The organism is Pseudomonas sp. yb_5, from assembly GCF_043103865.1.
Classification (GTDB): Bacteria; Pseudomonadota; Gammaproteobacteria; order Pseudomonadales; family Pseudomonadaceae; genus Aquipseudomonas; species Aquipseudomonas putida_Y.
In genome coordinates this window covers 19,480-41,848 of the sequence record NZ_JBICKE010000023.1, presented here as the reverse complement: position 1 = coordinate 41,848, position 22,369 = coordinate 19,480, and the positions used below count along the sequence as shown (strand labels likewise).

Genomic DNA, 22,369 nt, shown 5'->3' with positions numbered 1-22,369 from the left:
CTGCAAAGCGAACAGCAGCAACTGCGCAGCACCTTGGAAAAAAACCTCAAGGATTCCGCCAACGACATGGCTGAACTGCTGGCTTCGGTTGCGCCGCGGGCGATCTGGGACAACGACGTGCCGGTGCTCTCGGATTTCGCGCGACGCGCTCAGCGTAACCCGAACGTGTTGTTCGTGGTGTACGACGACGCTCAGGGTCAGCATCTGACTCGCTATCTCAACCGGCAAAACCCGATCAACCAGGCCTTGTTGGAAAAAGGCCAGGGCGAGCGTGCGCTGGACAAGGTGCTCGATGCCGCGCGTCGTGATCCGTCGGTGTATTTCGTCGAAGCCTCCATCAACCCCAATGGCGCCGAGATCGGCAAAGTCCTGATGGGGGTTTCTACAGCCGGCATTGACCAGGAACTCAAGGCGCTCGACCAGCGCTTCAGTGCCCTGATCGCCAGTGGCGAGCAACTGGTTGGCGATAGCCTGGGCGCGGCGGCTGCCGACAGTGGCAAGGCCCTGCGCGAGCGCCTGGAAGTCGCGCAGGCTAGCGCCACCGCGATGCAGGCCAACACTGCACAGACCGTGCGCGATGCGGCTGCCGAGCTGCGCTGGCGGATTGGTCTGGGCCTGGTGGTGGTGGGCCTGGGTGTGCTGCTGGTGGTCGCTTTGGTGTTAGGCCGCCGCGTGCTCAGCAAACTGCGCCTGCTGATCGCAGCGCTCAACGACCTTGCCGCTGGCGAAGGCGACCTGACCAAGCGCGTGACCCTCGACAGCCGCGACGAGATCGGCGACATGGCGTCGGCGGTCAATCGCTTTGTCGACAAGCTGCAGCCCATCGTCCGCGAGGCTGGCGAGGTGGCCCAGCGTACCGGCGTCGAGATCGGCACCATGGCCCAGCGCAATGCCGGTGCCGATGCCGCGGCGGCGTTGCAGCGTGACGAAGTGGCCGCCAGCCTGCGCGACCTGTCGAGCATGGCTGACGAGGCTCAGGCTGAAAGCCATGCTATGCAGGCGGCGTTGCAGCAGGTGGTGGACATTCGCCAGGCGACCGATGAGAACAGCCGTTCCTCGACGCAACTGGCGAGCCTGATCGAGAACCTTGCCGGGCAGGTCGAAACGGGCTCTCAGGTGATCGAGCGCCTGGCCAAGCAGAGCGAACAGATTGAAGTGGTGCTGACCGTTATCCATGGCATTGCCGAGCAGACCAATCTGCTGGCCCTCAACGCTGCAATCGAAGCCGCACGCGCTGGTGAGACTGGCCGCGGATTCGCTGTAGTGGCCGATGAAGTGCGGGCGCTGGCGAGCAAGACGCAAAGCTCTACCGGCGACATTCAGGCGCACATTACCGCGCTGCAAAAAGGTGCCAAGGAAGCAGTGGCCACCATCAGTCAGGCTGGGCTCAAGGCCAGTGAAGGGTTGTTGGTGCTGCGTGACAACGAGCGCCGCCAGCAGTCGGTGCAGGCTGCGGTGGAGCAGGTGCACGCGGCCATTGGTTTGGCGACTCGCGCTGCCGAACAACAGGCCCATGGCGCACAGGCGGTGCGGGGGCGGGTGGAGAACATCCATGCCCAGGCCGAACGCTCGGCTGAGGTGGTGATGCAGACCACGGCCAGTAGCAAGGTGCTGGATGATCTGGCGGCTCAGCTGCGCGCCAGCCTGGGCCAGTTCCGGGCCTGAATCCTGCGCGGTCCCTTGCGGGGGCGGCCTTGTGTCGCGAAAGGGCTGCATAGCAGCCCCAGGTTTGTTGCATAAATGCGGAAATTGCCGGGGCCGCTATGCGGCCCTTTCGCGACACAAGGCCGCTCCCACACCTGAGCGGTGTTGCTATGCTGTCGGCGACACATGGCAAAAGGAGTTGCTAATGTCCGCCCAGCTAATCGCCGCCCAGGCCGACCTGAATTTCCTGCACAGTGACAGTGTACAGCTCACTGACCCGATGACCGCCCTGCAAGCCTACTGCGCTATGACCTCGGACGTCACCTGCTGGCTGGCCCGGGCCTTCCGCATTCGCGACTTCATCTCACGCCGTTTCAATGTCGCCGATATCCACGGCTTCACTCGCGGCGATCCAACGCCTGTGCCAGCCGTCGGTGAGCGCCTGGACTTCTTCACTGTCGAGACCATCAGCGACCAGCAGCTGGTGCTGACTTCGCGCGACACGCACTTGGCGGTGATGGTCTGCATGGATGTGTACGGGCAAAGCTTAAGCGTGACCACATCGGTGCTGTGCCTCAATACTTTTGGCCGGTTGTACATGCTGCCGGTCGGCATGGTGCATGGCCTGATCGTAAGGAAAATGCTGGAGAAGCTTTAAGCAGCATCGAAACTGACCAAATCGTCATCATCGTCATCATCGTCATCATCGTCATCATCGTCATCATCGTCATCATCGTCATCATCGTCGAATCTGTAGGAGATTTCCCAAATATTCCTTGATAGGGCGTTTGCTGTTGCAAGGGCTGACACAGGGGTTAGTGTTGTATTGAGCCTGAAGGCGGTCGGTACCGGCCGCCGTTTTACTTCGGGAGCAACCTCAGGATGACGATGTCTGAACATCGTCGTTATCAGCCGAACCTTTACCAGGGAGAGGTAAGCATGGCTTTCGATGCTTATGTTCATATCGGGGAAATCACTGGCGAAGCACTGGATGAGCAGTACGCCAACTGGATCGAAATCATCGGCTACAAGTTCGGTGCCAACCAGAGCACCTCTGCCACCGCAAGCTCCGCGGGCGGCGCATCGTCAGGCCGCACCACACTCACCAACTTCACCTTCACTAAGTACCTGGACAGTGCCAGCTGCAAGCTGCTGGAGGCGAACTGTGCCGGGCAGCACCTGAAGGAAGTGAAGCTCGTGCTGTGTCGTGCGGGTGGCGACAAGCTCAAGTACTACGAAGTCGTCCTGGAAGAAGTGATCATTGCCGATTACGCCCAAAGCGCCAGCGCTGGGGTGCCAGTGGAAGTCGTGCAGCTGAACTACGGGCGCATCAAGACAACCTACACGCTGCAGAAACGCCTCGACGGCAGCGCTGGCGGCAACGTCACGGGCGGATGGGACCGCATCAACAACAAGAAGTATGCGTGAGGTACTACCATGTCCGAGGCGCGCAGCTTCATTAATCCGCATGCGCAGTCGTATGAGTCGCTGAAGGCCGGTACACCCATGAACGCGAATCAGCGGGCCAAGTTTGATGTGCTGAATGCGCATGTCGTCAACACTGTCGTATTCCCTGGCGAGCTGATAATTGTGGGTGACCCAAGCACGCCGTCCTGTACTGCTCATGAGGCATTTCTCATGGGTAAGGCGTTAGGTATACACCTTGACATCGAATTGAACGGCGGTGGGTTTGACGGGTTCCTTCTGGAGAATTTTGAGCTGCTGCAGAGCTTACTGGCCCGTGCTTCCATCGGGGCTGGTACTGCTAGTGACGCTTGGAGTAAGCATCTTGAAGCTATCAAGAAAACGTTAGAGGAGATAGAGCAGCTACATCGAGATTATTTGCTTAAAGGTACGTTGAAAGCGCGTGATGAATTCTACTCGAAGCGCACAGCGCTGTTTTTAAAGTTGGAGGCGCAGCTTGATAGTATGGCTGCGTATGGGGCGGGGCTGCGCAATGGGGGTAAAATCAAGCATGCGCTGGATATATCCACCAAAAGATTTCTTCACGGTGGTGAGATTAAAGGGTATGCAGAAAAAATATCTGGCGTAGCGAAGGCGGCTAATTGGATAAAAAAAGGGACGTATTTAGGGATGGCGCTTGATGTGGCGTCAACCGAACTGTCAATTCGTAACGCTTGCGTGCTTGGGCGGGAGGAGGAGTGCAGAAAGGCTGAGTATGTCGAGAGGAGTTCGCTAGTTGCGAGCTTGGGGCTAGGAGGAATGGGTGGACATGTCGGGGGCCTATTGGGGCCAATAGCATGTGTTGCTGTAGGTATTCCCACCGGTGGAACGGCAACTTTCGCATGTGCGGTATTAGGGGGGAGCGGCTGGAGGTATTGCTGGCGGTGAGTTTGGTGAGGTATTGGGAGAAAGCGTGGGGGAGATTTTGTATGAGGCAGTGCGATGAGTAACTTGCACCTGGCAGTGCTTGGTGTGTTTGTAATTATCTCGCCGTTTTTGATGTTTGGTGTGTGGGTATTCGTTGCGTATCGATATCTGGATCGTATCGAATCAATCTTGTCAAATAGCCGAATGGTGGCTGTGAACAGAGAAATATATTCTCATGCTGGGCTGCTTGGGAAAGTCATGCGGCTAGGATCAATTTCTGCAATGCTGTCTATGAAATATTTTAGCGTTCGAAAGGGTCTATTAGATCGCAATGATATTGCTAAGGTTTCCGCCGACCTGCAAAGGCTGTTAGTGCGCTTGTGGACTGTACAAATTTTGCTGATTGCACTGATTGTTCTTTTTTTTGTTTGGATAGAGTGCTTGAGGTAAGCTCTGGTCAAACAGAATGCAACCCATTGCTTTTTAAGCACTCAAGCAGTCACCAATTGATACCCCAGTTTTCGGGCTTTGCGAAGCAAAGCCCTGACCTGCCGGTCTCGGTTCCGAACTCTTCAAGACCTTGTTCAACATAAGCCTGCTTCTTGGTTAACAGGCTGTACACCAGACGTACCAACTGATGCGTAGTGATTTATGAGAGTGCGAAAATGAGTACCGAAGCATTGACGATAATCGCATCTATCCTGCTCGCTTGTATGTCAATCAGCGTGTGTGTGATGATTTACTTTTCTTGTCGATCTATAGAAACTATCGAAAAAGCTTTAGCGAAATGCAAGTATATTCAGGATAATAGGGGGCTTTTTAGCGGCTGGCCTTGCTGGAAAATTAATGCGCACTTGCCTGGCGGCAAATATGCTCATGATTCCAGGGTTGTTTGTTCGAAAAGGTGTGGCAGATATTTCAGATCTAGAGAGTTTCCCAAGGTCTATGGAAAGAGTTTTGTTACCCTCTTGGGTGGGGCTTGTAGTATCTACGACCTTGTTCTTTGCTTTCAACTGGCTAGTGGGAGTTTTAAAGTGAACTTGTGATGAAGTCTAGGCACTCAGGCTTGTGCCCAGGCCACATGGCGGCCTGGGCAAGCTTTCAAGCCTTGTTCAAATACATCCGCGTAGTCAGCAAATACACCGGCAACCCTGACACCACAATCAACAACGCCGCATACGGCGCCGCTGCCGCGAACTCGACATTGGCTGTGTGCGCCCACACTTCGGTGGCCAGGGTGGTCATGCCGGTCGGGCTGAGCAGCAGGGTAGCCGTCAGCTCCTTCATGGCATCCAGAAACACCAGGGCGAAGGCCGCCGCCATGGCCGGGAAGATGATCGGCAAGGTCACCCGGCAGAATGCGGCAAAGCTGCTGGCGCCCAGGGTGCGTGCGGCTTCTTCCAGCGTCGGCGAAGCCTTGTTAAGCGCGGTGCGCACCGGCGACTGGGCCAGCGGCAGGAACAGCAGCGCGTAGGCCAGCAGCAGCAGCGCCGTGGTCTGGTACAGCGCCGGCACGTAGTGCAGGGCGAAGAACACCAGGGTCAGGGCAATCACCAGGCCGGGCAGGGCGTGCAGGAGGTAGGGCAGACGCTCAGCCCAAATCGCCAGGCGGCCCTTGTAGCGCACCACCAGGAAGCTGATAGGCAGAGCCAGCAGCACACAAAAGCCGGCACCGCCCAGCGACACCGACAGCGAGGTGAACAACGCCTTCGAGATGGCCGCCACCGGGAATGCCGCCGACGAACCCACGCTCAGCCAGTAACCGAGCATCGCCAGCGGAATGCCGCTGCCCAGCACCGCCAGGCCCACGCAGAACAGTTGCGCCAGTACCGCCCAGCCGCGCAGCCGCACCGGTTGCGCACGGCGCGCTACGCCCTGGCCGATACGTACATGGCGGGCTTTGCCGCGCACCCGCAGTTCCAGCCACAGCATTGCCAGGCACATCGCCAGCAGCACGGCAGACAGCATGGCCGCGTTGGCGTTGCTGAACTCCAGTTCGAACTGCTGGTAGATCGCCGTGGTAAAGGTTTGCAGGCCGAGGATCGACAATGCGCCAAACTCTACCAGCATATGCAGGGCAATCAGTAGCGCACCGCCGAGCATCGACGGCCACAGCAGCGGCAGGGTGACTTTGCTGAACACCCCCCAGCGGCTGCAACCCAGGGTGCGTGCCGACTCCTCCAGCGACGTGTCGAGGTTGCGCAGGGTCGCGGCAACGGGCAGGAACACCAGCGGGTACTTGGACAGGGCCATGACCATGATCGCGCCGCCCAGGCCTTCAAAGTCCGAACTTAGCGACACCCAGGTGAAGCTGCTGACGAACGACGGCACGGCGAATGGCAGGCACAGCACCACGCCCCACAACCGGCGGCCGGCCAGGTTGCTGCGCTCCAGCAGCCAGGCCAGTGCCAGGCCGACCACCATGCAGGTCAGCGTCACCCCGACCATCAGCATCAGGGTGTTGCGCATCAGCCCCCAGACAAAGGGCCGCCACAACAGGTGCAAAGCTTCGCGCCAGCCGGCCTCCCAGGCTTTGATGGCAACATAAGCCAGTGGCAGCAAGCTCATTGCCACAAGGAACAGCACAGGCAGCACTACCCAGATGGAAGGGCGCTTGCGGCGCGGTACGAAGCGTACCGGCACCGGTTCGGACAGGGCGGCAGTCATCAGAGCAGGCCGACCTCACGCTCAAGTTCGATGGCTTCCTCGGCATTGCCCAAGTCAGCTGGCGAGATCTTCGGCGGGCGCAGTTCGTCGAACGGCTTCAGGCCGCGGTCAGAAACCATACCCTTGTGCAGCGGGTACTCGGCGGTGGTCTGGGTGATCACGCGCTGGCCTTCTTCGCTGGCCATCCAGTTGAGCAGGGCCTGGGCTTCTTTCGGGTGTTTGCTGGCCTTGACCACGGCCGCGCCGGAGATAGTGACCAGGTTGCCAGCATCGCCGTCGGCCAGGTAATAGAGCTTGGTGTCCAGCTTGCCGCGTTCGCGTTCAAGCGCGTACCAGTAGTAGTTGTTCACCAGTACCGCAGCCACTTCACCTTTTTCCACGGCTTTGAGGGCGACCATGTTGTTGGTGTAGGTCTTGCCGAAGGCTTTCAGACCGGTCAACCATTCTTCGGTGGCTTCGCGCCCGTGCATCTTCAGAATGGCCACGGCCTGCTCCTGGAACGCACCGCTGGTGGGTACGTAGCCGACGCGGCCTTCCCACTCAGGGTTGGCGAAGTCCATCACCGTGGTCGGCAGGTCTTTCTCGTCGACTTTCTTCGGGTTGTACACCACGATGCGCGTACGGGCGGTGATACCCATCCAGGTGCCGTTGGCGCCAGCGTACTCCTTGGGCATCATGTTCAACGTAGCGTCGTCAATCTTGGCCAGCAGGCCCAGTTCGCCCAGGTTGTTCAGAGGCGGGGACTCTTCGGTGTAGATGATGTCGGCCGGCGAGCGGTCGCCTTCCTCGATGATCTGGCTGGCCAGCTGGTTGCTGCTGCCTTTACGGATGTCGATGTGAATGCCGGTCTTGGCCTCATAGGCCTTGGCAATGGCTTCGCCGATTTCCTTGTGCTGACCGTTGTACATGGTCAGCGCGACCGGTGCGTCTGCCATGGCGGCCGGAGCGCCGATGACCAGGCTCAGCACTGCGGCGGCCAGGGTACGCATCAGCGGTTGCGGGCGGATCGTCATGCGGGTACTTCCTCGCTTACGGCTACATATTTGGAAACAATGGTAAACGAAATTGTTTCTCAAGTGGCCGGGTGACGAGAAATTCATGGTCAGACCATGGTGCAAGGGGTTGGGAGGGGTTGCCTGCAGGGGCCTCTTCGCGGGTGAACCCGCTCCTGCAACGTGCGCGTATCGGGGAGGGGGAGGCACAAAAATCGCAGGCAAGAAAAAACCCACTAGCAAGCTAGTGGGTTTTTGTATGGTGCCCAGGAGAAGACTCGAACTTCCACGACCGTTAAGTCACTGATACCTGAAACCAGCGCGTCTACCAATTCCGCCACCTGGGCAAAGCTTTACATCATCTGCAGAAGGCGACTATCGTTCGCTTTCACGCAGTAGTAACAGATCCTTGGTCATCTGTTACTTGAAAATACTTGGTGCCCAGGAGAAGACTCGAACTTCCACGACCTTGCGGTCACTGATACCTGAAACCAGCGCGTCTACCAATTCCGCCACCTGGGCACACATTCGAGGTTACTTGATGCTTTACAGCGTCGTTCATCTCTACTACAACTTCGGGGTTGTCCGTCGTTGTGGTGCGCACTATACGGACGCTACCCAGGGCTGTAAAGCCCCCAATCGAAAAAAAATTCAAAAAATTCAACTCGTTGATTCCACGAGCCTATTTCTGCTGTTTATGCATTGCAGCGGGGGCTGTCCAAGGCAGACATTTCCGGTTTCAATACGCCTATGCCAGAATTCCTATCTATATACCCCAAGGTGAACCCCTTCTGATGGCCGATTGGCAATCCCTCGATCCCGAGGCCGCTCGCGAAGCGGAAAAATACGACAACCCCATTCCCAGCCGTGAGCTGATCCTGCAGCGTCTCGCCGACCGAGGCGAACCTGCTGCCCGCGAGGAGCTGGCAAAAGAGTTCGGTCTGTATGAAGAAGACCAGATCGAAGCCCTGCGCCGCCGCCTGCGTGCCATGGAGCGCGATGGCCAGCTTATCTATACCCGGCGCGGCACTTATGCCCCGGTAGACAAGCTGGACCTGATCTGCGGTCGAGTCTCCGGCCACCGCGACGGCTTCGGCTTCCTTATTCCCGATGACGGCAGCGAAGACCTGTTCCTCAGTCCGTCGCAGATGCGACTGGTGTTCGACGGCGACCGTGGCCTGGCCCGCGTCTCCGGTGTCGACCGCCGTGGCCGCCGTGAAGGCGTGCTGGTCGAAGTCATCTCCCGTGCCCACGAAAGCGTGGTCGGCCGCTATTTCGAAGAAGGCGGCATCGGTTACGTAACCCCGGACAACCCGAAGATCCAGCAGGAAGTGCTGGTGACTGCCGGACGTAACGGCGGTGCCAAGATCGGCCAGTTCGTCGAGATCAAGATCACCCACTGGCCAACGCCGCGCTTCCAGCCGCAAGGCGATGTGGTCGAGGTCATCGGCAACTACATGGCGCCGGGCATGGAAATCGACGTTGCCCTGCGCAGCTACGACATTCCGCATGTGTGGCCCAATGAGGTGGTCAAGGAAGCGCGCAAGTTCCGCTCCGAAGTCGAGGAGAAGGACAAAGAGAAGCGTGTCGACCTGCGCCACCTGCCGTTCGTCACCATCGATGGTGAAGACGCCCGCGACTTCGACGATGCCGTTTATTGCGAACCGCTGGGCAAGCTGCGTCTGTTCTCCGGTGGCTGGCGCCTGTACGTGGCCATTGCTGACGTGTCCAGCTACGTGCGTCTGGGCTCTGCCCTGGATGTCGAAGCCCAGCAGCGCGGCAACTCGGTGTACTTCCCCGAGCGCGTGGTGCCGATGCTCCCCGAAGAGCTGTCCAACGGCCTGTGCTCGCTGAACCCGCACGTCGATCGGTTGGCCATGGTCTGTGAAATGACCATGAACAAAGCCGGCCAGATGGTCGACTATCAGTTCTACGAAGGCGTGATCCACTCCCATGCCCGCCTGACCTACAACAAGGTCAGCAGCATGCTCGAGCACTCGCGTACCCGTGAGGGCAAGGCGCTGCGCGAAGAGTACAAGGACGTCGTGCCGGACCTGAAGAACCTGTACAACCTGTACAAGGTGCTGGTGGACGCGCGTCACACGCGGGGCGCCATCGACTTCGAAACCCAGGAAACCCGCATCATTTTCGGTGATCAGCGCAAGATCGCTGAAATCCGCCCGACCGTGCGCAACGACGCCCACAAGCTGATCGAGGAATGCATGCTGGCGGCCAACGTGGCCACTGCCGAATTCCTGCAGAAGCACGGTGTACCGGCGTTGTACCGCGTGCACGACGGCCCTCCACCGGAGCGCCTGGAAAAACTGCGTGCCTTCCTTGGGGAGTTGGGCTTGAGCCTGCACAAGGGCAAGGACCCGTCGCCGAAGGATTACCAGGCCCTGCTGGCGAGCATCGCCGGTCGCCCGGACTTCCACCTGATTCAGACGGTGATGCTGCGCTCGCTGAGCCAGGCCGTGTACAGCACCGAGAACAACGGCCACTTCGGCCTGAACTACGAGGCGTACACCCACTTCACCTCGCCGATTCGTCGTTACCCGGACCTGCTGGTGCATCGCGCCATCCGCAGCATCATCCGCTCCAAGGTCGATACCCCGCACGTCAAGCGTGCCGGCGCCATGAGCATCCCCAAGGCGCGTATCTACCCGTACGACGAAAACACCCTGGAGCAACTCGGCGAGCAGTGCTCGATGACCGAGCGCCGGGCTGACGAAGCCACCCGTGACGTGGTCAACTGGCTCAAGTGCGAGTTCATGAAAGACCGCGTTGGCGAGACCTTCCCGGGTGTGATCACGGCAGTGACCGGTTTCGGCCTGTTCGTCGAGCTGACCGATATCTATGTAGAGGGCCTGGTGCACGTCAGTGCGTTGCCGGGGGACTACTACCACTTCGACCCGGTACACCATCGCCTGTCCGGCGAGCGTACCGGTCGCACCTTCCGCTTGGGCGACACCATCGAAGTCAAGGTCATGCGTGTTGATCTGGATGAGCGCAAGATCGACTTCGAAGTGTCGGAAAAGACCCTCGCCGCACCGATTGGCCGCAAGCAGCGTGGCGCCGCGCCGGCTGCCGAAAAAGCCGAGCAGCAGCCGGTAACTGAAGCGAAAGCCACGCCCAAGCCGCGCAGCCGCAAAAGCGAAGCGTCCGAAGCGTACTTCCCCAAGGATGCTGTGCAGCGTAACGCTGAAGTGCGTAAAAGCCGCGAGATGAAGAAAGCGTTGATGACCGACGCGCGCAGCAGTGCTGGCAGCAAATCCGAGAAAGGTGGCAAGCCGTCCGGCAAACCGACCAAGCACCGTAAAGGCCCGCCGAAGTCCGGCGCGCCACGCAAAAGCAAGAGCAATTCATGAGTCAGCTGGAAAAGATCTACGGCGTACACGCCGTGCAGGCATTGCTGCAGCACCATCCAAAGCGGGTCAAGCAGATCTGGCTGTCGGAAGGGCGTAGCGAGCCACGCCTCGAGACCTTGCTGGCGCTGGCCGCGGAAAACCGCGTGCCGGTCGGCCAGGCCGAGCGCCGTGAGATGGATGCCTGGGTCGAAGGCGTGCACCAAGGTGTTGTTGCCGAGGTCAGCCCGAGCCAGGTGTGGGGCGAGCTGATGCTCGAAGAGCTGCTTGAGCGCACAGAAACCCCGCCGCTGATCCTGGTGCTGGACGGCGTGACCGACCCGCACAACCTCGGCGCCTGCCTGCGTACCGCCGATGCGGCCGGTGCCACGGCAGTGATCGTGCCCAAGGACAAGTCCGCAACGCTGACGCCGGTTGTGCGAAAGGTGGCTTGTGGCGCGGCAGAAGTCATTCCGCTGGTGGCTGTGACCAACCTGGCGCGTACGCTTGAGAAGTTGCAGCAGCGTGGCCTGTGGGTCGTGGGTACCGCTGGCGAGGCCGAGCAGGAGATCTACCAGCAAGACCTGACCGGGCCACTGGTGATGATCATGGGGGCGGAAGGCAAGGGCATGCGCCGGCTCACCCGCGAGCATTGCGACTTCCTGGTGAAGTTGCCGATGGCGGGTAGTGTCAGCAGTCTCAACGTGTCGGTGGCGACCGGGGTTTGCCTGTTCGAAGCCGTGCGTCAGCGCCAGGCCAAGCGCTGATCTTCAGCCTGTATCGGCCTATTCGCGGGCGCGCCCGCTCCCACAGGTAATCTGCAATGCCAGAGGCAGCAGTGAGCCTGTGGGAGCGGGCGTGCCCGCGAATAGGGGCTGACACATTCTGAATATCTCAGGCTGTTCAAATATTCGCCAATTGCCTTGCGTGTGCGGCACGCCTTCTCTACAATTGCGCCCCTTGCCGAGCTGGCAGGCGCTCATGTGCCTCCCCTCCGTGCAAGACATACAGTGTCATTCACTCCTTGTCTGACCAGATTCGCTGGCAGACTACTAACCCGTAAGGAGCATTCATGCGTCATTACGAAATCATCTTCCTGGTTCACCCGGACCAGAGCGAGCAAGTCGGCGGCATGGTTGAGCGTTACACCAAGCTGATCGAAGAAGATGGTGGCAAGATCCACCGCCTGGAAGACTGGGGCCGTCGTCAACTGGCCTACGCAATCAACAATGTTCACAAGGCTCACTACGTGATGCTGAACGTTGAGTGCACCGGCAAGGCCCTGGCCGAGCTGGAAGACAACTTCCGCTACAACGATGCCGTTATCCGTAACCTGGTCATCCGTCGCGACGAAGCCGTTACCGGCCAGTCCGAGATGCTGAAGGCTGAAGAAAACCGCAGCGAGCGCCGTGAGCGTCGTGAGCGTCCTGAGCATGCTGAATCCGCCGAAGGCGATGACAGCAATGACAGCGACTCCAGCGATAACGCTGACGAGTAATCCACGGACCTTTAGAGGAGCCTATTAAATGGCACGTTTCTTCCGTCGTCGTAAATTCTGCCGCTTCACTGCTGAAGACGTGAAAGAGATCGACTTCAAAGATCTCAACACCCTGAAAGCTTACGTATCCGAAACCGGCAAGATCGTTCCAAGCCGTATCACCGGTACCAAAGCTCGTTATCAGCGTCAGCTGGCTACCGCTATCAAGCGCGCCCGCTTCCTGGCCCTGCTGCCCTACACCGACAGCCACGGCCGCTGAGACCGGGTCGTCGACAAGCAGTAAGGGGTTAGCATGCGAGCGTTAGCAAGTTTCATCATGCGCGGTCGTGTGCAGGCCACCCTGGTGGTGGTCATCAGTGCGGTACTGCCGCTGCTGTTCTGGTTGAGTGCCGCTGCGTGCAGCCTTGTGCTGCTGCGGCGTGGGTTCAAGGATGCTACAACGGTCATCGCTGGCGGCCTGCTGGCCGGGCTGGCCGTGTGGGTCATGGGCGATCCCATCACCTTTCTGGTGATTGCGGGTGCCCTGGCCCTGGCCGCCATGTTGCGTGCCGAGCATCCGTGGAGCCGGGTGTTGCTGCTCAGTGCCGTGTTCGCCGTGGCTTTCAGCCTCGTGCTCGATCTGGCGCTGGCGCAAACCTTCGACGTGCTGGCCAAGGCGTTTGCCGAAGCCATGCCGAAAATCGAGGGGCAACCGGTACTCTCCGATGAGCTGATCCGCCCTGTGCTGGTCGCTTCTACTGCAGTGACGGTGCAATTGTTCAGTGTGTTGGCCTTGGTGCTGGCGCGCTATTGGCAGGCAGCGTTGTACAACCCTGGAGGCTTCGGTCGCGAGTTTCGCGCGCTGAAGTTGCCGAAACAGGCCACGGCGGCCTTGGTGGCAGTGATGGTGGTGGCTCCGTTTATCGGGCCGCAGTTCATCATCCTGGCATCTGCCTCGAGCCTGGTACTGGTGCTGGCCGGCATCGCCTTGATGCACGGGCTGGTGGCACAGGGCCGACTGGCCGGTTTCTGGCTAGTGGGGATGTACGTGACGCTGCCGCTGATCATGCAGCTGATTTATCCGTTGCTGATGGTTTTGGCCATTGTCGACAGCCTGATTGATTTTCGCGGTCGCAAGTCCCCTCCGGGGAAAGACTCCGCGAACGGTGAAGGTTAAAAGTTAAGAGGTTTTACCAAATGGAACTGATCCTGCTGGAAAAAGTCGCTAACCTGGGCAACCTGGGCGACAAAGTAAAAGTTAAGGCTGGTTACGGCCGTAACTTCCTGCTGCCATTCGGCAAGGCCACCGTTGCCAACGCCGCCAACCTGGCTGCGTTCGAAGAGCGTCGTGCCGAGCTGGAAAAAGCAGCCGCTGACAAGAAAGCTTCGGCTGAAAGCCGCGCTGCCCAACTGGCCGAGCTGGAAGTGACCATCACTGCCACCGCTGGCGACGAAGGCAAGCTGTTCGGTTCGATCGGCACCCACGACATCGCTGACGCCCTGACCGCCTCCGGCGTTGAAGTGGCCAAAGCTGAAGTTCGTCTGCCGAACGGCACCATCCGTCAGGTTGGCGAATACGACGTAGCCGTGCACCTGCACAGCGACGTTGAAGCCACCGTACGCGTGGTCGTCGTAGCTGCCTAAGCTGCGCTAACTGGCTGGCTCCTTGCGAGTCAGGCGGTTAACATCGGGCACGGTCCTGTTTTCGACAGGCCGTGCCCTTTGTCTTTTTCGTCCTCCAGAATTCTTTCGTGGCCATGAACGAGATCACCACTTCCGAACAGCTAGACCTGCAAACCGCAGCCCTGAAGGTGCCGCCGCATTCCATCGAGGCCGAACAGGCCGTACTCGGTGGCCTGATGCTGGACAACAACGCCTGGGAGCGGGTGCTGGACCAAGTGTCGGATGGCGATTTCTACCGGCATGACCACCGGCTGATCTTCCGTGCCGTGCACAAGTTGGCCGACGCCAACCAGCCATTCGACGTGGTGACCCTGCACGAGCAACTGGACAAGGAAGGCCTGTCTTCGCAAGTCGGCGGGCTGGCCTACCTGGCTGAGCTGGCCAAGAACACTCCCTCGGTAGCCAACATCAAGGCCTACGCCGCGATCATTCGCGAGCGGGCCACGTTGCGCCAACTGATCAGCATCAGTACCGACATCGCCGACAACGCCTTCAACCCGCAAGGGCGCAACGCCGAAGAAATCCTCGACGACGCCGAGCGGCAGATCTTCCAGATCGCCGAGGCCCGGCCAAAAACCGGCGGCCCGGTGGGTGTCAACGAACTGTTGACCATGGCCATCGACCGTATCGATACGCTGTTCAACTCCGACAGCGACATCACCGGTATCTCCACCGGTTACACCGACCTGGACGAGAAGACCAGCGGCCTGCAGGCAGCCGACCTGATCATCGTTGCGGGTCGTCCGTCGATGGGTAAGACCACCTTCGCCATGAACCTGGTGGAAAACGCCGTACTGCGTACCGACAAGGCGGTGCTGGTGTTCTCCCTCGAGATGCCAGGTGAGTCGCTGATCATGCGTATGCTCTCGTCCCTGGGGCGTATCGACCAGACCAAGGTCCGTTCCGGCCAGCTGGACGACGACGACTGGCCGCGCCTGACCTCGGCAGTGAACCTGCTCAACGACCGCAAATTGTTCATCGACGATACGGCGGGTATCAGCCCCTCGGAAATGCGCGCGCGAACCCGCCGCCTGGCCCGTGAGCATGGCGAAATCGCCATGATCATGGTCGACTACCTGCAGCTGATGCAGATCCCGGGGTCGGCCGGTGACAACCGTACCAACGAAATTTCCGAGATTTCCCGCTCGCTCAAGGCCCTGGCCAAGGAATTCAACTGCCCGGTCATTGCCCTTTCGCAGCTGAACCGCTCGCTGGAACAGCGCCCGAACAAACGCCCGGTCAACTCCGACTTGCGTGAATCCGGTGCAATCGAGCAGGACGCCGACGTGATCATGTTCGTGTACCGCGACGAGGTGTACCACCCTGAAACCGAGCACAAGGGCGTGGCGGAAATCATCATCGGTAAACAGCGTAACGGCCCCATCGGTTTCGTGCGTTTGGCGTTTATCGGCAAGTACACCCGGTTCGAGAACTTGGCGCCGGGGATGTACAACTTTGATGATGATGAATAACCCATTGAGCTAGCAAGGCCGCTCCTACGAGGTTTGCGGTGCGCCTGCTAGCTCTGAAATCTGAGCGATGTTCGTTTGCCCTTGGCTGATGATCCGCCCCTCGCTCAGGGTGATCACCCGGTCAAACCGCGACAGTGCGCTCTGATCATGCGTCACGCAAATCAGCCCTCGCCCTTTAAATGCTTCGAACAACAGGTCCCAGGTAAGCTCTGCCGACGCGGCATCGAGCCCTGCTGTGGGCTCGTCAAAGAAATTGAATTCCCCAGGCTGATTAAGAAGGCGTAGCAGCGTCAGCCTGCGTGCTTCGCCGCCCGATATCGATTCTGCGCGTGCATCCAGATCAAGTTCGTACCAGTCTTTGCTCAGGCCCAACCGTTCAAGCCATCGTTCGATTTGAGCGCGATCATGAGCTTGCTCGAACAGCACCGCGCGGGGCAGGGGGCCGGGTATGAAATGCGCATCCTGAGGGCAGAGTCGTAATCGACTGAATTGTTCACTAGCGTCGAGCGACGCCAGGCACCTGCCGTGCAGGTGCACATCCTTGCGCAACGGGAATATCGTTCCCGCCAGCGTATGCAGAAGTGTCGACTTACCACATCCGCTGGGCCCGATCAGTGCGACCCGTTCTCCTTTGTGCAGTACCAAGGGTTCTTCGATGTGAAGTTGTACAGTATCTCGAGCGCTCAACTGGCACGGGGCGATGCTTAGGCCAGCGTCCTTGTCTTGGGACTTCGCCTCAGTAGTGCATGCTGGGCCGAACGAGGGGAACTGGAGCCAGTGTTCGAGTTTGCGTTTGTCTAGCCGAAACTGGTCTAGCAATCGCCAGGCCTCAGCAAGTTGCGCAACCCCTGCCAGCAATCCGCTCACCAAGGTGAAGAGAGCAACCAGCTCGCCCAGGCTCAATTGCGGTGTTGCCAGAGCCTGATCATGGATACCCCACATGAGCAAACCGCCACTGCCCAGGCCTATGAACAGGGTGCGCAGGCTCTGAATCCAACCCCCACTGTGAGCTACCTGCACTGCTGAGTCGGCATAGTGCGAAAGTGTCTGGTTGACCGGGAGCATTGCAGCATCCTCGGCCTTTTCCAGTTTGACCGTTGCCGCGCTGGCGAAGGTATCCACCCATTGTTCCGCCAGTTCATCCTCGCGCGCGTTCACTGCCTCGATATGTGGCCGGCGCCAGCGCACCAGGCGATCGTTGGCCCACAGGTAGGCCAGGCTCAAAGGGATGAGGCCGATCAATACCGAAGTAGCCCCCAGGTAAGCGAAGAGCGTTATCAGCACTGCAGCTTCGGCTAGCACCGGCCATGCCGAGCCAATCAGAAAGCCCAACCACCGCTCCTGTGCGGTAATGCCCCTATCCAGTACTTTTACCAGTGTTCCGCCATGGAGTTGTCCATAGGCCTCGAAGCGCTTGTCCAGCAATTCGCGGCACCAGCGGATGGAAAGTTGCTTCACGCGTTCCTGGCAAAGCCGCGCCAGGCACCAGGCTTGTAGAGGGGTCATAGAGGCTTGTAATGCGACAAGGCATATGAAGGCTCCTAGCAGAAGCTGGGAAGACGCGGCTGAGGTGGCCAGGTTGTCAATGATGTCGGCCAAGACTAGAGCAGGTACGACGGTCGCGATTTTCAGGAACAGTGTCGCGCCGAGGGCGGCGAGCATTCCTCTATAGATTTGCATGTCATTGCCTTATGCCTTTGAGTGCACTCTGTGGCGCGATTGGAATACCTGATCTGATCAGGTGGAAGCGTTCAAGTCCGGTTATGAACACCTGAACAACTGTAGCGAGATTCGGGTGCTCATAAAGTGTGCGATAGAATGCGATCTTGTTATGTTTTTCCAAGTTGATCAGTGTTCGCTTGACTTGCCCGCGCACGCTGAGATCGGTATGCGGAGGGTGAAAAGCGGGTACTGATCCTTGGTAGAGCCAGAAGGAGCTAAGGCCCTTCTGGTTTGTCTTTACAGAAGGTTGAGAAATTCAACCTCGGAATCGGTGAATGTGTCGTTCATCACGCGTGAGATCTGCAGAGTGTGGATTTCAGAACGACGACGTCCCGTGGCTAGTGCTCCTATAGAGTTGGTTTGAGTGTGCCTTTCAGCGCGTCACTGTTGTAGCACTTGTTTTTTTTGGGGTTCAAGATCTTCTCGGGATTTGTTGAGGAAAGTTAATGTAGGATTTTTTACTAAGACTAGAAGGTCGATTCCTACAATTCTTGAGAGATAAAGAAAAAAGCACCAATAATTAGCTGGTTAGCACTTTCTCAGGGCTGGATAGGCTAAACATTCGGTAAAAATCTGCAGGAATTGCGATCGCTCAGCAGGGGGCGCGATCGCCATCGGTCTAAGCAGGCTCAGGTTTTCCTGTGAGTAATCGCCTTGCCCCGATCCACCCCACGATCCCCCTTTTCTTGAAGACAACCCGATGCAGGGGCAGGGGCCTGCTGTAAGGCTTCGTTGATGTGTTGCCTGGGCTGGCCCTTTCGCGGGTGAACCCGCTCCTACAGGTTCACCATAGGCTTCAAGAGTTGCACCGTACCTGAGGGAGCGGGTTTACCCCACCCGTTGTTCCGCATCGAGCCCGGGATCCAGTGTAGAGGCGCCCGCGAGCAGTATTCGGAGTTGATGGGCTATGTGCGCGAACTGACCATCACCGGGTTGATGGGTGAGAAGCCGATGATGATCTGGGCTGCCCATTACCTGAGTGCGATGGCCAAGGCGCTGATGGATGATGCTGAGCTGTGGATGAGGCAGTGAGGGGTTGGCTTCAGGTTGCATGAACTCCTGGCAACCCCACTACACCCCTCAAGCCAACCACCTGCCACGTCCATCCCCCAACCGTCGCCCCGCCCACCAATCCCCACGAATCCAGTCGGATTTGGTCAAAATTTGTGCTATATTCCGCGCCCGCGATTTCCCTGCACACCAGAACCGGTCACTGACATGCAAGCAGCCAAACCACTCTACGACTATCCCAAGTACTGGGCCGAATGCTTCGGGCCAGCACCTTTCCTGCCAATGAGCAGGGAGGAGATGGATCTGCTCGGCTGGGATTCCTGCGACATCATCATCGTGACCGGTGATGCCTACGTCGACCATCCGTCGTTCGGCATGGCCATCATTGGCCGTTTGCTGGAGGCCCAAGGCTTCCGCGTGGGTATCATTGCCCAGCCGAACTGGCAGTCGAAAGACGACTTCATGAAGCTCGGCGAACCGAACCTGTTCTTCGGTGTGGCCGCCGGCAATATGGACTCGATGATCAACCGCTACACCGCGGACAAGAAGATCCGTTCCGACGATGCCTACACCCCTGGTGGCCTGGCCGGCAGCCGTCCGGACCGTGCCAGCCTGGTGTACAGCCAGCGCTGCAAGGAGGCCTACAAGCATGTGCCGATCGTGCTCGGCGGCATCGAGGCTTCGCTGCGCCGCATCGCCCACTACGACTACTGGCAGGACAAGGTTCGTCACTCGATCCTGATCGACGCCAGCGCCGACATCCTGCTGTTCGGCAACGCCGAGCGTGCGGTGGTCGAGGTGGCCCAGCGCCTGTCCAACGGTGAGAAGATCGAGACCATCACCGACGTGCGCGGCACCGCCTTCGTGCGCCGCGATACTCCGCAAGGCTGGTACGAGATCGACTCCACCCGTATCGACCGCCCGGGGCGCGTCGACAAGATCATCAACCCGTACGTGAACACCCAGGACACCCAGGCCTGTGCCATCGAGCAGGCCAAGGGCGACCAGGAGGATCCGAACGAAGCCAAGGTGGTGCAGATTCTCGACAGCCCGGCCGTGACCCGGGAAAAGTCGGTGATCCGCCTGCCATCCTTCGAAAAGGTGCGTAACGACCCCGTGCTCTATGCCCATGCCAACCGCGTGCTGCACCTGGAGACCAACCCGGGCAACGCTCGCGCGCTGGTGCAGAAGCACGGTGAAGTGGATGTGTGGTTCAACCCGCCACCCATCCCCATGAGCACCGAGGAAATGGACTACGTGTTCGGCATGCCTTACGCCCGTGTGCCGCACCCGGCCTATGGCAAGGAGCGCATCCCGGCCTACGAGATGATCCGTTTCTCGGTGAACATCATGCGTGGCTGCTTCGGTGGCTGTACCTTCTGCTCGATCACCGAGCACGAAGGCCGCATCATCCAGAACCGCTCGCACGAGTCGATCCTGCACGAAATCGAAGAGATGCGTGACAAGGTGCCGGGCTTCACCGGCGTGGTCTCGGACCTTGGCGGGCCGACTGCCAACATGTACCGCATCGCCTGCAAAAGCCCCGATATCGAGAAGCACTGCCGCAAGCCGTCGTGCGTGTTCCCGGGTATCTGCGAAAATCTCAATACCGACCACAGCTCGCTTATCGAGCTGTACCGCAAGGCCCGTGCCTTGCCGGGTGTGAAAAAGATCCTGATTGCTTCCGGCCTGCGCTACGACCTGGCGGTGGAATCGCCGGAGTACGTCAAGGAACTGGTCACCCACCACGTTGGCGGCTACCTGAAGATTGCCCCGGAGCACACCGAGCGTGGCCCGCTGGACAAGATGATGAAGCCGGGTATCGGCACCTACGACCGCTTCAAGCGCATGTTCGAGAAGTTCTCGAAAGAAGCGGGCAAGGAGCAGTACCTGATCCCGTACTTCATTGCCGCGCACCCTGGTACCACCGACGAAGACATGATGAACCTGGCCCTGTGGCTGAAGGGCAACGGCTTCCGCGCCGACCAGGTACAGGCGTTCTACCCGTCGCCAATGGCCTCGGCCACGGCCATGTACCACTCAGGCAAGAACCCGCTGCGCAAGGTGACCTACAAGAGCGAAGGGGTGGAGATCGTCAAGAGCGACGAGCAACGCCGTCTGCACAAGGCGTTCTTGCGCTATCACGACCCGAAGGGCTGGCCGATGCTGCGTGAAGCGCTGCAGCGGATGGGGCGCGCCGACCTGATCGGGCCGGGCAAGCACCAGCTGATTCCGGCGCACCAGCCGCAGACCGACAGCTACCAGAGCGCGCGCCGCAAGAACTCGACCCCGGCGGGGAGCCACAAGGTGGGCAAGGACCAGAAGATCCTGACCCAGCACACCGGCCTGCCGCCGCGTGGCAGCGATGGCAGCAAGCCGTGGGACAAGCGCGAGAAGGCCAAGGCCGAGGCGTTTGCGCGTAACCAGCAGGCGGCCAAGGAGCGCAAAGAGGCGAGCAAGGGCGGCAAGGGCAACAAGAAGCCGCGTCAGCCTGTCATTCCCCGCTGATTTTGAAGGCTACATAGAGCCCTGTGGGAGCGGGTTCACCCGCGAATGCGTCGGTAGATCCACTATCGATTCGCGGGTGAACCCGCTCCCACAGGGGCAGTGTTCGGCCCATCCATCTGGATCAGTCAGGCTGCTTGTCGACCCACTTAGGCGCGACCGGCGCCACAAAGCTGTCCATCCCGTCCAGCAGCTCGTCTGGCTGCTGCCCCAGCAGCAACATCGCCCGGTGTTGCGGGCGCACGAAACCTTCTTCGACGATATGGTCGAGGAACCCGCCCAGCTTGTCATAGAAACCGTTCACATCCAGTAGCCCGAGCGGCTTGGCGTGATAGCCCAGCTGCCCCCAGGTCCACACTTCGAACAGTTCCTCCAGCGTACCCAGCCCACCCGGCAAGGCAATGAAGGCATCGCTCAGCTCGGCCATGCGGGCCTTGCGCGCATGCATGCCATCCACCACTTCCAGGCGGGTCAGGCCCTTGTGGCCGACCTCAGCGTCCAGCAGGCTCTGCGGAATGATCCCGATCACTTCGCCACCGGCCGCCATGGCCGCATCTGCCACCACACCCATCAAGCCGACCGCGCCACCGCCATACACCAGGGTCAAACCACGGCGGGCAATGGCCTGGCCCAGCGCGACGGCTGCTTCACGGTAGGCAGGGTTGGCGCCCATGCTGGCGCCGCAGAACACACAAACGGAACGTACGGGCATTGCTCATCTCCTGTCACTCAGGCGCACAGGGTACGGCGCATGCCTGTCAGTTCCAAGGGCGGGTTCATTCTGGCCGGGAGAATTCGCAGATTGCACCTGTGGCCCCGTGGGCGTAGGCAGCGAGCAGGCTATTGAGGAAGTTGGAGATGGGCATTTGGTATTGCTCCTAAATGAGAGGTTGTCTCATCGTCCAATAAAAGGGCATGATGTGCCGTTAGAATTGTTGTATACAATCCATTGAACAAATTTACTGGCTGGCCTCTTGACGCCCCCTTGACCCATATCACCAAGGGGCTGAACGGTTTCAGGCAGTCTCGCAATTGATAAAACCCTGCCAAGGAGATTCATGATGTTTGCGAAAGCTGTAGCGGTATCTCTGCTGACCCTCGCCAGCGCTTCTGTCTTCGCCGCCGAGTGCTCGGTCACTGTCGACTCGACTGACCAGATGTCCTACACCAGCAAGGAATTCACTGTCGACAAGAGCTGCAAGGAATTCACCGTCAAACTGACCCACTCCGGCAACCTGCCGAAGAACGTCATGGGCCACAACCTGGTGATCAGCAAGACTGCCGACATGCAGGCTATTGCCACCGAAGGCATGAGCCAGGGTCTGGATAAGGACTACCTGAAGGCTGACAACGCCGCGATCATCGCTCACACCAAGATGATCGGCGCGCCTGAGAAAGAAACCGAAGTGAAGTTCGACACATCCAAGCTGGAAGCCGGTGGTGACTACAGCTTCTTCTGCACCTTCCCGGGCCACATCTCGATGATGAAAGGCAAGGTCGTGGTCAAGTAATCAAAGGCTG

Annotated in this window: 19 protein-coding genes, 2 tRNA genes and 3 pseudogenes; 16 read left to right on the top strand and 8 right to left on the bottom strand. The window is 59.2% G+C overall.

Annotation, left to right across the window (positions count from 1 at the left end):
* Positions 1 to 66: 66 nt before the first annotated feature.
* The 3 genes and pseudogenes from ACF8GF_RS03435 to ACF8GF_RS03425 form a co-directional block, all read left to right on the top strand.
* Positions 67 to 807 (top strand): annotated as a pseudogene (locus ACF8GF_RS03435) (HAMP domain-containing protein); the annotation flags it as partial.
* The gene (locus tag ACF8GF_RS03430) at positions 781 to 1,665 is read left to right on the top strand and encodes a methyl-accepting chemotaxis protein (RefSeq protein WP_392460334.1); all 885 of its coding nucleotides are present in this window, start codon (positions 781 to 783) and stop codon (positions 1,663 to 1,665) included. The pseudogene ACF8GF_RS03435 and the gene ACF8GF_RS03430, both read left to right, overlap by 27 nt.
* 184 nt (positions 1,666 to 1,849) lie before the next feature.
* A complete protein-coding gene (locus tag ACF8GF_RS03425; RefSeq protein ID WP_392488483.1) occupies positions 1,850 to 2,302 on the top strand; it encodes a DUF2867 domain-containing protein in 453 nt (150 codons plus the stop codon).
* Here ACF8GF_RS03425 and ACF8GF_RS03420 read toward each other — a convergent pair.
* A complete protein-coding gene (locus ACF8GF_RS03420; protein WP_392488482.1) occupies positions 2,299 to 2,607 on the bottom strand; it encodes a hypothetical protein in 309 nt (102 codons plus the stop codon). The two genes, ACF8GF_RS03425 and ACF8GF_RS03420, sit on opposite strands and share 4 nt — an antisense overlap.
* On the opposite strand from ACF8GF_RS03420, the gene ACF8GF_RS03415 reads away from it, so the two are divergent.
* The 3 genes and pseudogenes from ACF8GF_RS03415 (at position 2,584) to ACF8GF_RS03405 (ending at position 4,425) form a co-directional block, all read left to right on the top strand.
* Positions 2,584 to 3,072 (top strand): type VI secretion system tube protein Hcp, encoded by a 489-nt coding sequence (locus ACF8GF_RS03415; protein ID WP_176683149.1) that lies wholly within the window; start codon positions 2,584 to 2,586, stop codon positions 3,070 to 3,072. The two genes, ACF8GF_RS03420 and ACF8GF_RS03415, sit on opposite strands and share 24 nt — an antisense overlap.
* 9 nt (positions 3,073 to 3,081) lie before the next feature.
* Positions 3,082 to 4,054, top strand: a pseudogene (locus tag ACF8GF_RS03410) (hypothetical protein).
* Positions 4,051 to 4,425: a hypothetical protein gene (locus ACF8GF_RS03405; RefSeq protein ID WP_176683150.1), complete on the top strand. Its 375-nt coding sequence runs from the start codon at positions 4,051 to 4,053 to the stop codon at positions 4,423 to 4,425. The pseudogene ACF8GF_RS03410 and the gene ACF8GF_RS03405 overlap by 4 nt, the downstream one beginning before the upstream one ends.
* Positions 4,426 to 4,466: 41 nt before the next feature.
* Here the strand turns inward: ACF8GF_RS03405 and ACF8GF_RS03400 are convergent.
* The 5 genes and pseudogenes from ACF8GF_RS03400 to ACF8GF_RS03380 form a co-directional block, all read right to left on the bottom strand.
* Positions 4,467 to 4,621: pseudogene (locus tag ACF8GF_RS03400) on the bottom strand (IS110 family transposase); the annotation flags it as partial.
* Between the two features lie 455 nt (positions 4,622 to 5,076).
* Complete coding sequence (locus tag ACF8GF_RS03395; protein ID WP_003249548.1) at positions 5,077 to 6,642, bottom strand: iron ABC transporter permease; 1,566 nt, start codon at positions 6,640 to 6,642, stop codon at positions 5,077 to 5,079.
* Positions 6,642 to 7,655: an extracellular solute-binding protein gene (locus ACF8GF_RS03390; RefSeq protein WP_392460324.1), complete on the bottom strand. Its 1,014-nt coding sequence runs from the start codon at positions 7,653 to 7,655 to the stop codon at positions 6,642 to 6,644. The genes ACF8GF_RS03395 and ACF8GF_RS03390 overlap by 1 nt, the downstream gene beginning before the upstream one ends.
* 239 nt (positions 7,656 to 7,894) lie before the next feature.
* Positions 7,895 to 7,981: transfer RNA gene (locus tag ACF8GF_RS03385), tRNA-Leu, on the bottom strand.
* A gap of 88 nt (positions 7,982 to 8,069) precedes the next feature.
* Positions 8,070 to 8,156 (bottom strand) — tRNA-Leu (locus ACF8GF_RS03380).
* Positions 8,157 to 8,428: 272 nt separating this feature from the next.
* Here ACF8GF_RS03380 and rnr point away from each other — a divergent pair.
* The 7 genes from rnr to dnaB all read left to right on the top strand — a co-directional run bounded on the left by rnr (position 8,429) and on the right by dnaB (position 15,610).
* Positions 8,429 to 11,002, top strand: coding sequence for a ribonuclease R (gene rnr, locus ACF8GF_RS03375; RefSeq protein ID WP_176683152.1), 2,574 nt, complete (start codon positions 8,429 to 8,431; stop codon positions 11,000 to 11,002).
* Complete coding sequence (gene rlmB, locus ACF8GF_RS03370) at positions 10,999 to 11,745, top strand: 23S rRNA (guanosine(2251)-2'-O)-methyltransferase RlmB (RefSeq protein ID WP_003249554.1); 747 nt, start codon at positions 10,999 to 11,001, stop codon at positions 11,743 to 11,745. Before rnr ends, rlmB begins: the two co-directional genes overlap by 4 nt.
* A gap of 305 nt (positions 11,746 to 12,050) precedes the next feature.
* Positions 12,051 to 12,476, top strand: a complete 426-nt coding sequence (gene rpsF, locus ACF8GF_RS03365) for a 30S ribosomal protein S6 (protein WP_021783885.1) — start codon at positions 12,051 to 12,053, stop codon at positions 12,474 to 12,476.
* 28 nt (positions 12,477 to 12,504) lie between these two features.
* Positions 12,505 to 12,735 carry a 30S ribosomal protein S18 gene (rpsR, locus tag ACF8GF_RS03360; RefSeq protein WP_003249563.1) on the top strand — a complete coding sequence of 77 codons (231 nt, stop codon included), beginning with the start codon at positions 12,505 to 12,507 and terminating at the stop codon, positions 12,733 to 12,735.
* A gap of 33 nt (positions 12,736 to 12,768) precedes the next feature.
* Complete coding sequence (locus tag ACF8GF_RS03355; protein WP_176683153.1) at positions 12,769 to 13,632, top strand: hypothetical protein; 864 nt, start codon at positions 12,769 to 12,771, stop codon at positions 13,630 to 13,632.
* A 20-nt stretch (positions 13,633 to 13,652) separates the two neighbouring features.
* Complete coding sequence (gene rplI, locus ACF8GF_RS03350) at positions 13,653 to 14,099, top strand: 50S ribosomal protein L9 (RefSeq protein WP_003249568.1); 447 nt, start codon at positions 13,653 to 13,655, stop codon at positions 14,097 to 14,099.
* Positions 14,100 to 14,212: 113 nt separating this feature from the next.
* Complete coding sequence (dnaB, locus tag ACF8GF_RS03345; RefSeq protein ID WP_021783887.1) at positions 14,213 to 15,610, top strand: replicative DNA helicase; 1,398 nt, start codon at positions 14,213 to 14,215, stop codon at positions 15,608 to 15,610.
* Positions 15,611 to 15,634: 24 nt separating this feature from the next.
* On the opposite strand, the gene ACF8GF_RS03340 is transcribed toward dnaB, so the two are convergent.
* Positions 15,635 to 17,290: an ATP-binding cassette domain-containing protein gene (locus ACF8GF_RS03340; protein ID WP_392488481.1), complete on the bottom strand. Its 1,656-nt coding sequence runs from the start codon at positions 17,288 to 17,290 to the stop codon at positions 15,635 to 15,637.
* Between the two features lie 831 nt (positions 17,291 to 18,121).
* Between ACF8GF_RS03340 and ACF8GF_RS03335 the strand changes: the two genes are divergently transcribed.
* Both ACF8GF_RS03335 and ACF8GF_RS03330 read left to right on the top strand, forming a co-directional pair.
* Positions 18,122 to 18,364 carry a DUF3077 domain-containing protein gene (locus tag ACF8GF_RS03335; RefSeq protein ID WP_392488486.1) on the top strand — a complete coding sequence of 81 codons (243 nt, stop codon included), beginning with the start codon at positions 18,122 to 18,124 and terminating at the stop codon, positions 18,362 to 18,364.
* A gap of 186 nt (positions 18,365 to 18,550) precedes the next feature.
* Positions 18,551 to 20,851: a YgiQ family radical SAM protein gene (locus tag ACF8GF_RS03330; protein WP_176683155.1), complete on the top strand. Its 2,301-nt coding sequence runs from the start codon at positions 18,551 to 18,553 to the stop codon at positions 20,849 to 20,851.
* Positions 20,852 to 20,972: 121 nt separating this feature from the next.
* Here the strand turns inward: ACF8GF_RS03330 and ACF8GF_RS03325 are convergent, their stop codons facing one another.
* Positions 20,973 to 21,560 (bottom strand): TIGR00730 family Rossman fold protein, encoded by a 588-nt coding sequence (locus ACF8GF_RS03325; protein ID WP_176683156.1) that lies wholly within the window; start codon positions 21,558 to 21,560, stop codon positions 20,973 to 20,975.
* Positions 21,561 to 21,909: 349 nt separating this feature from the next.
* On the opposite strand from ACF8GF_RS03325, the gene azu reads away from it, so the two are divergent.
* Positions 21,910 to 22,359: an azurin gene (gene azu, locus ACF8GF_RS03320; protein ID WP_129933869.1), complete on the top strand. Its 450-nt coding sequence runs from the start codon at positions 21,910 to 21,912 to the stop codon at positions 22,357 to 22,359.
* The last annotated feature ends 10 nt before the right edge of the window (positions 22,360 to 22,369 follow it).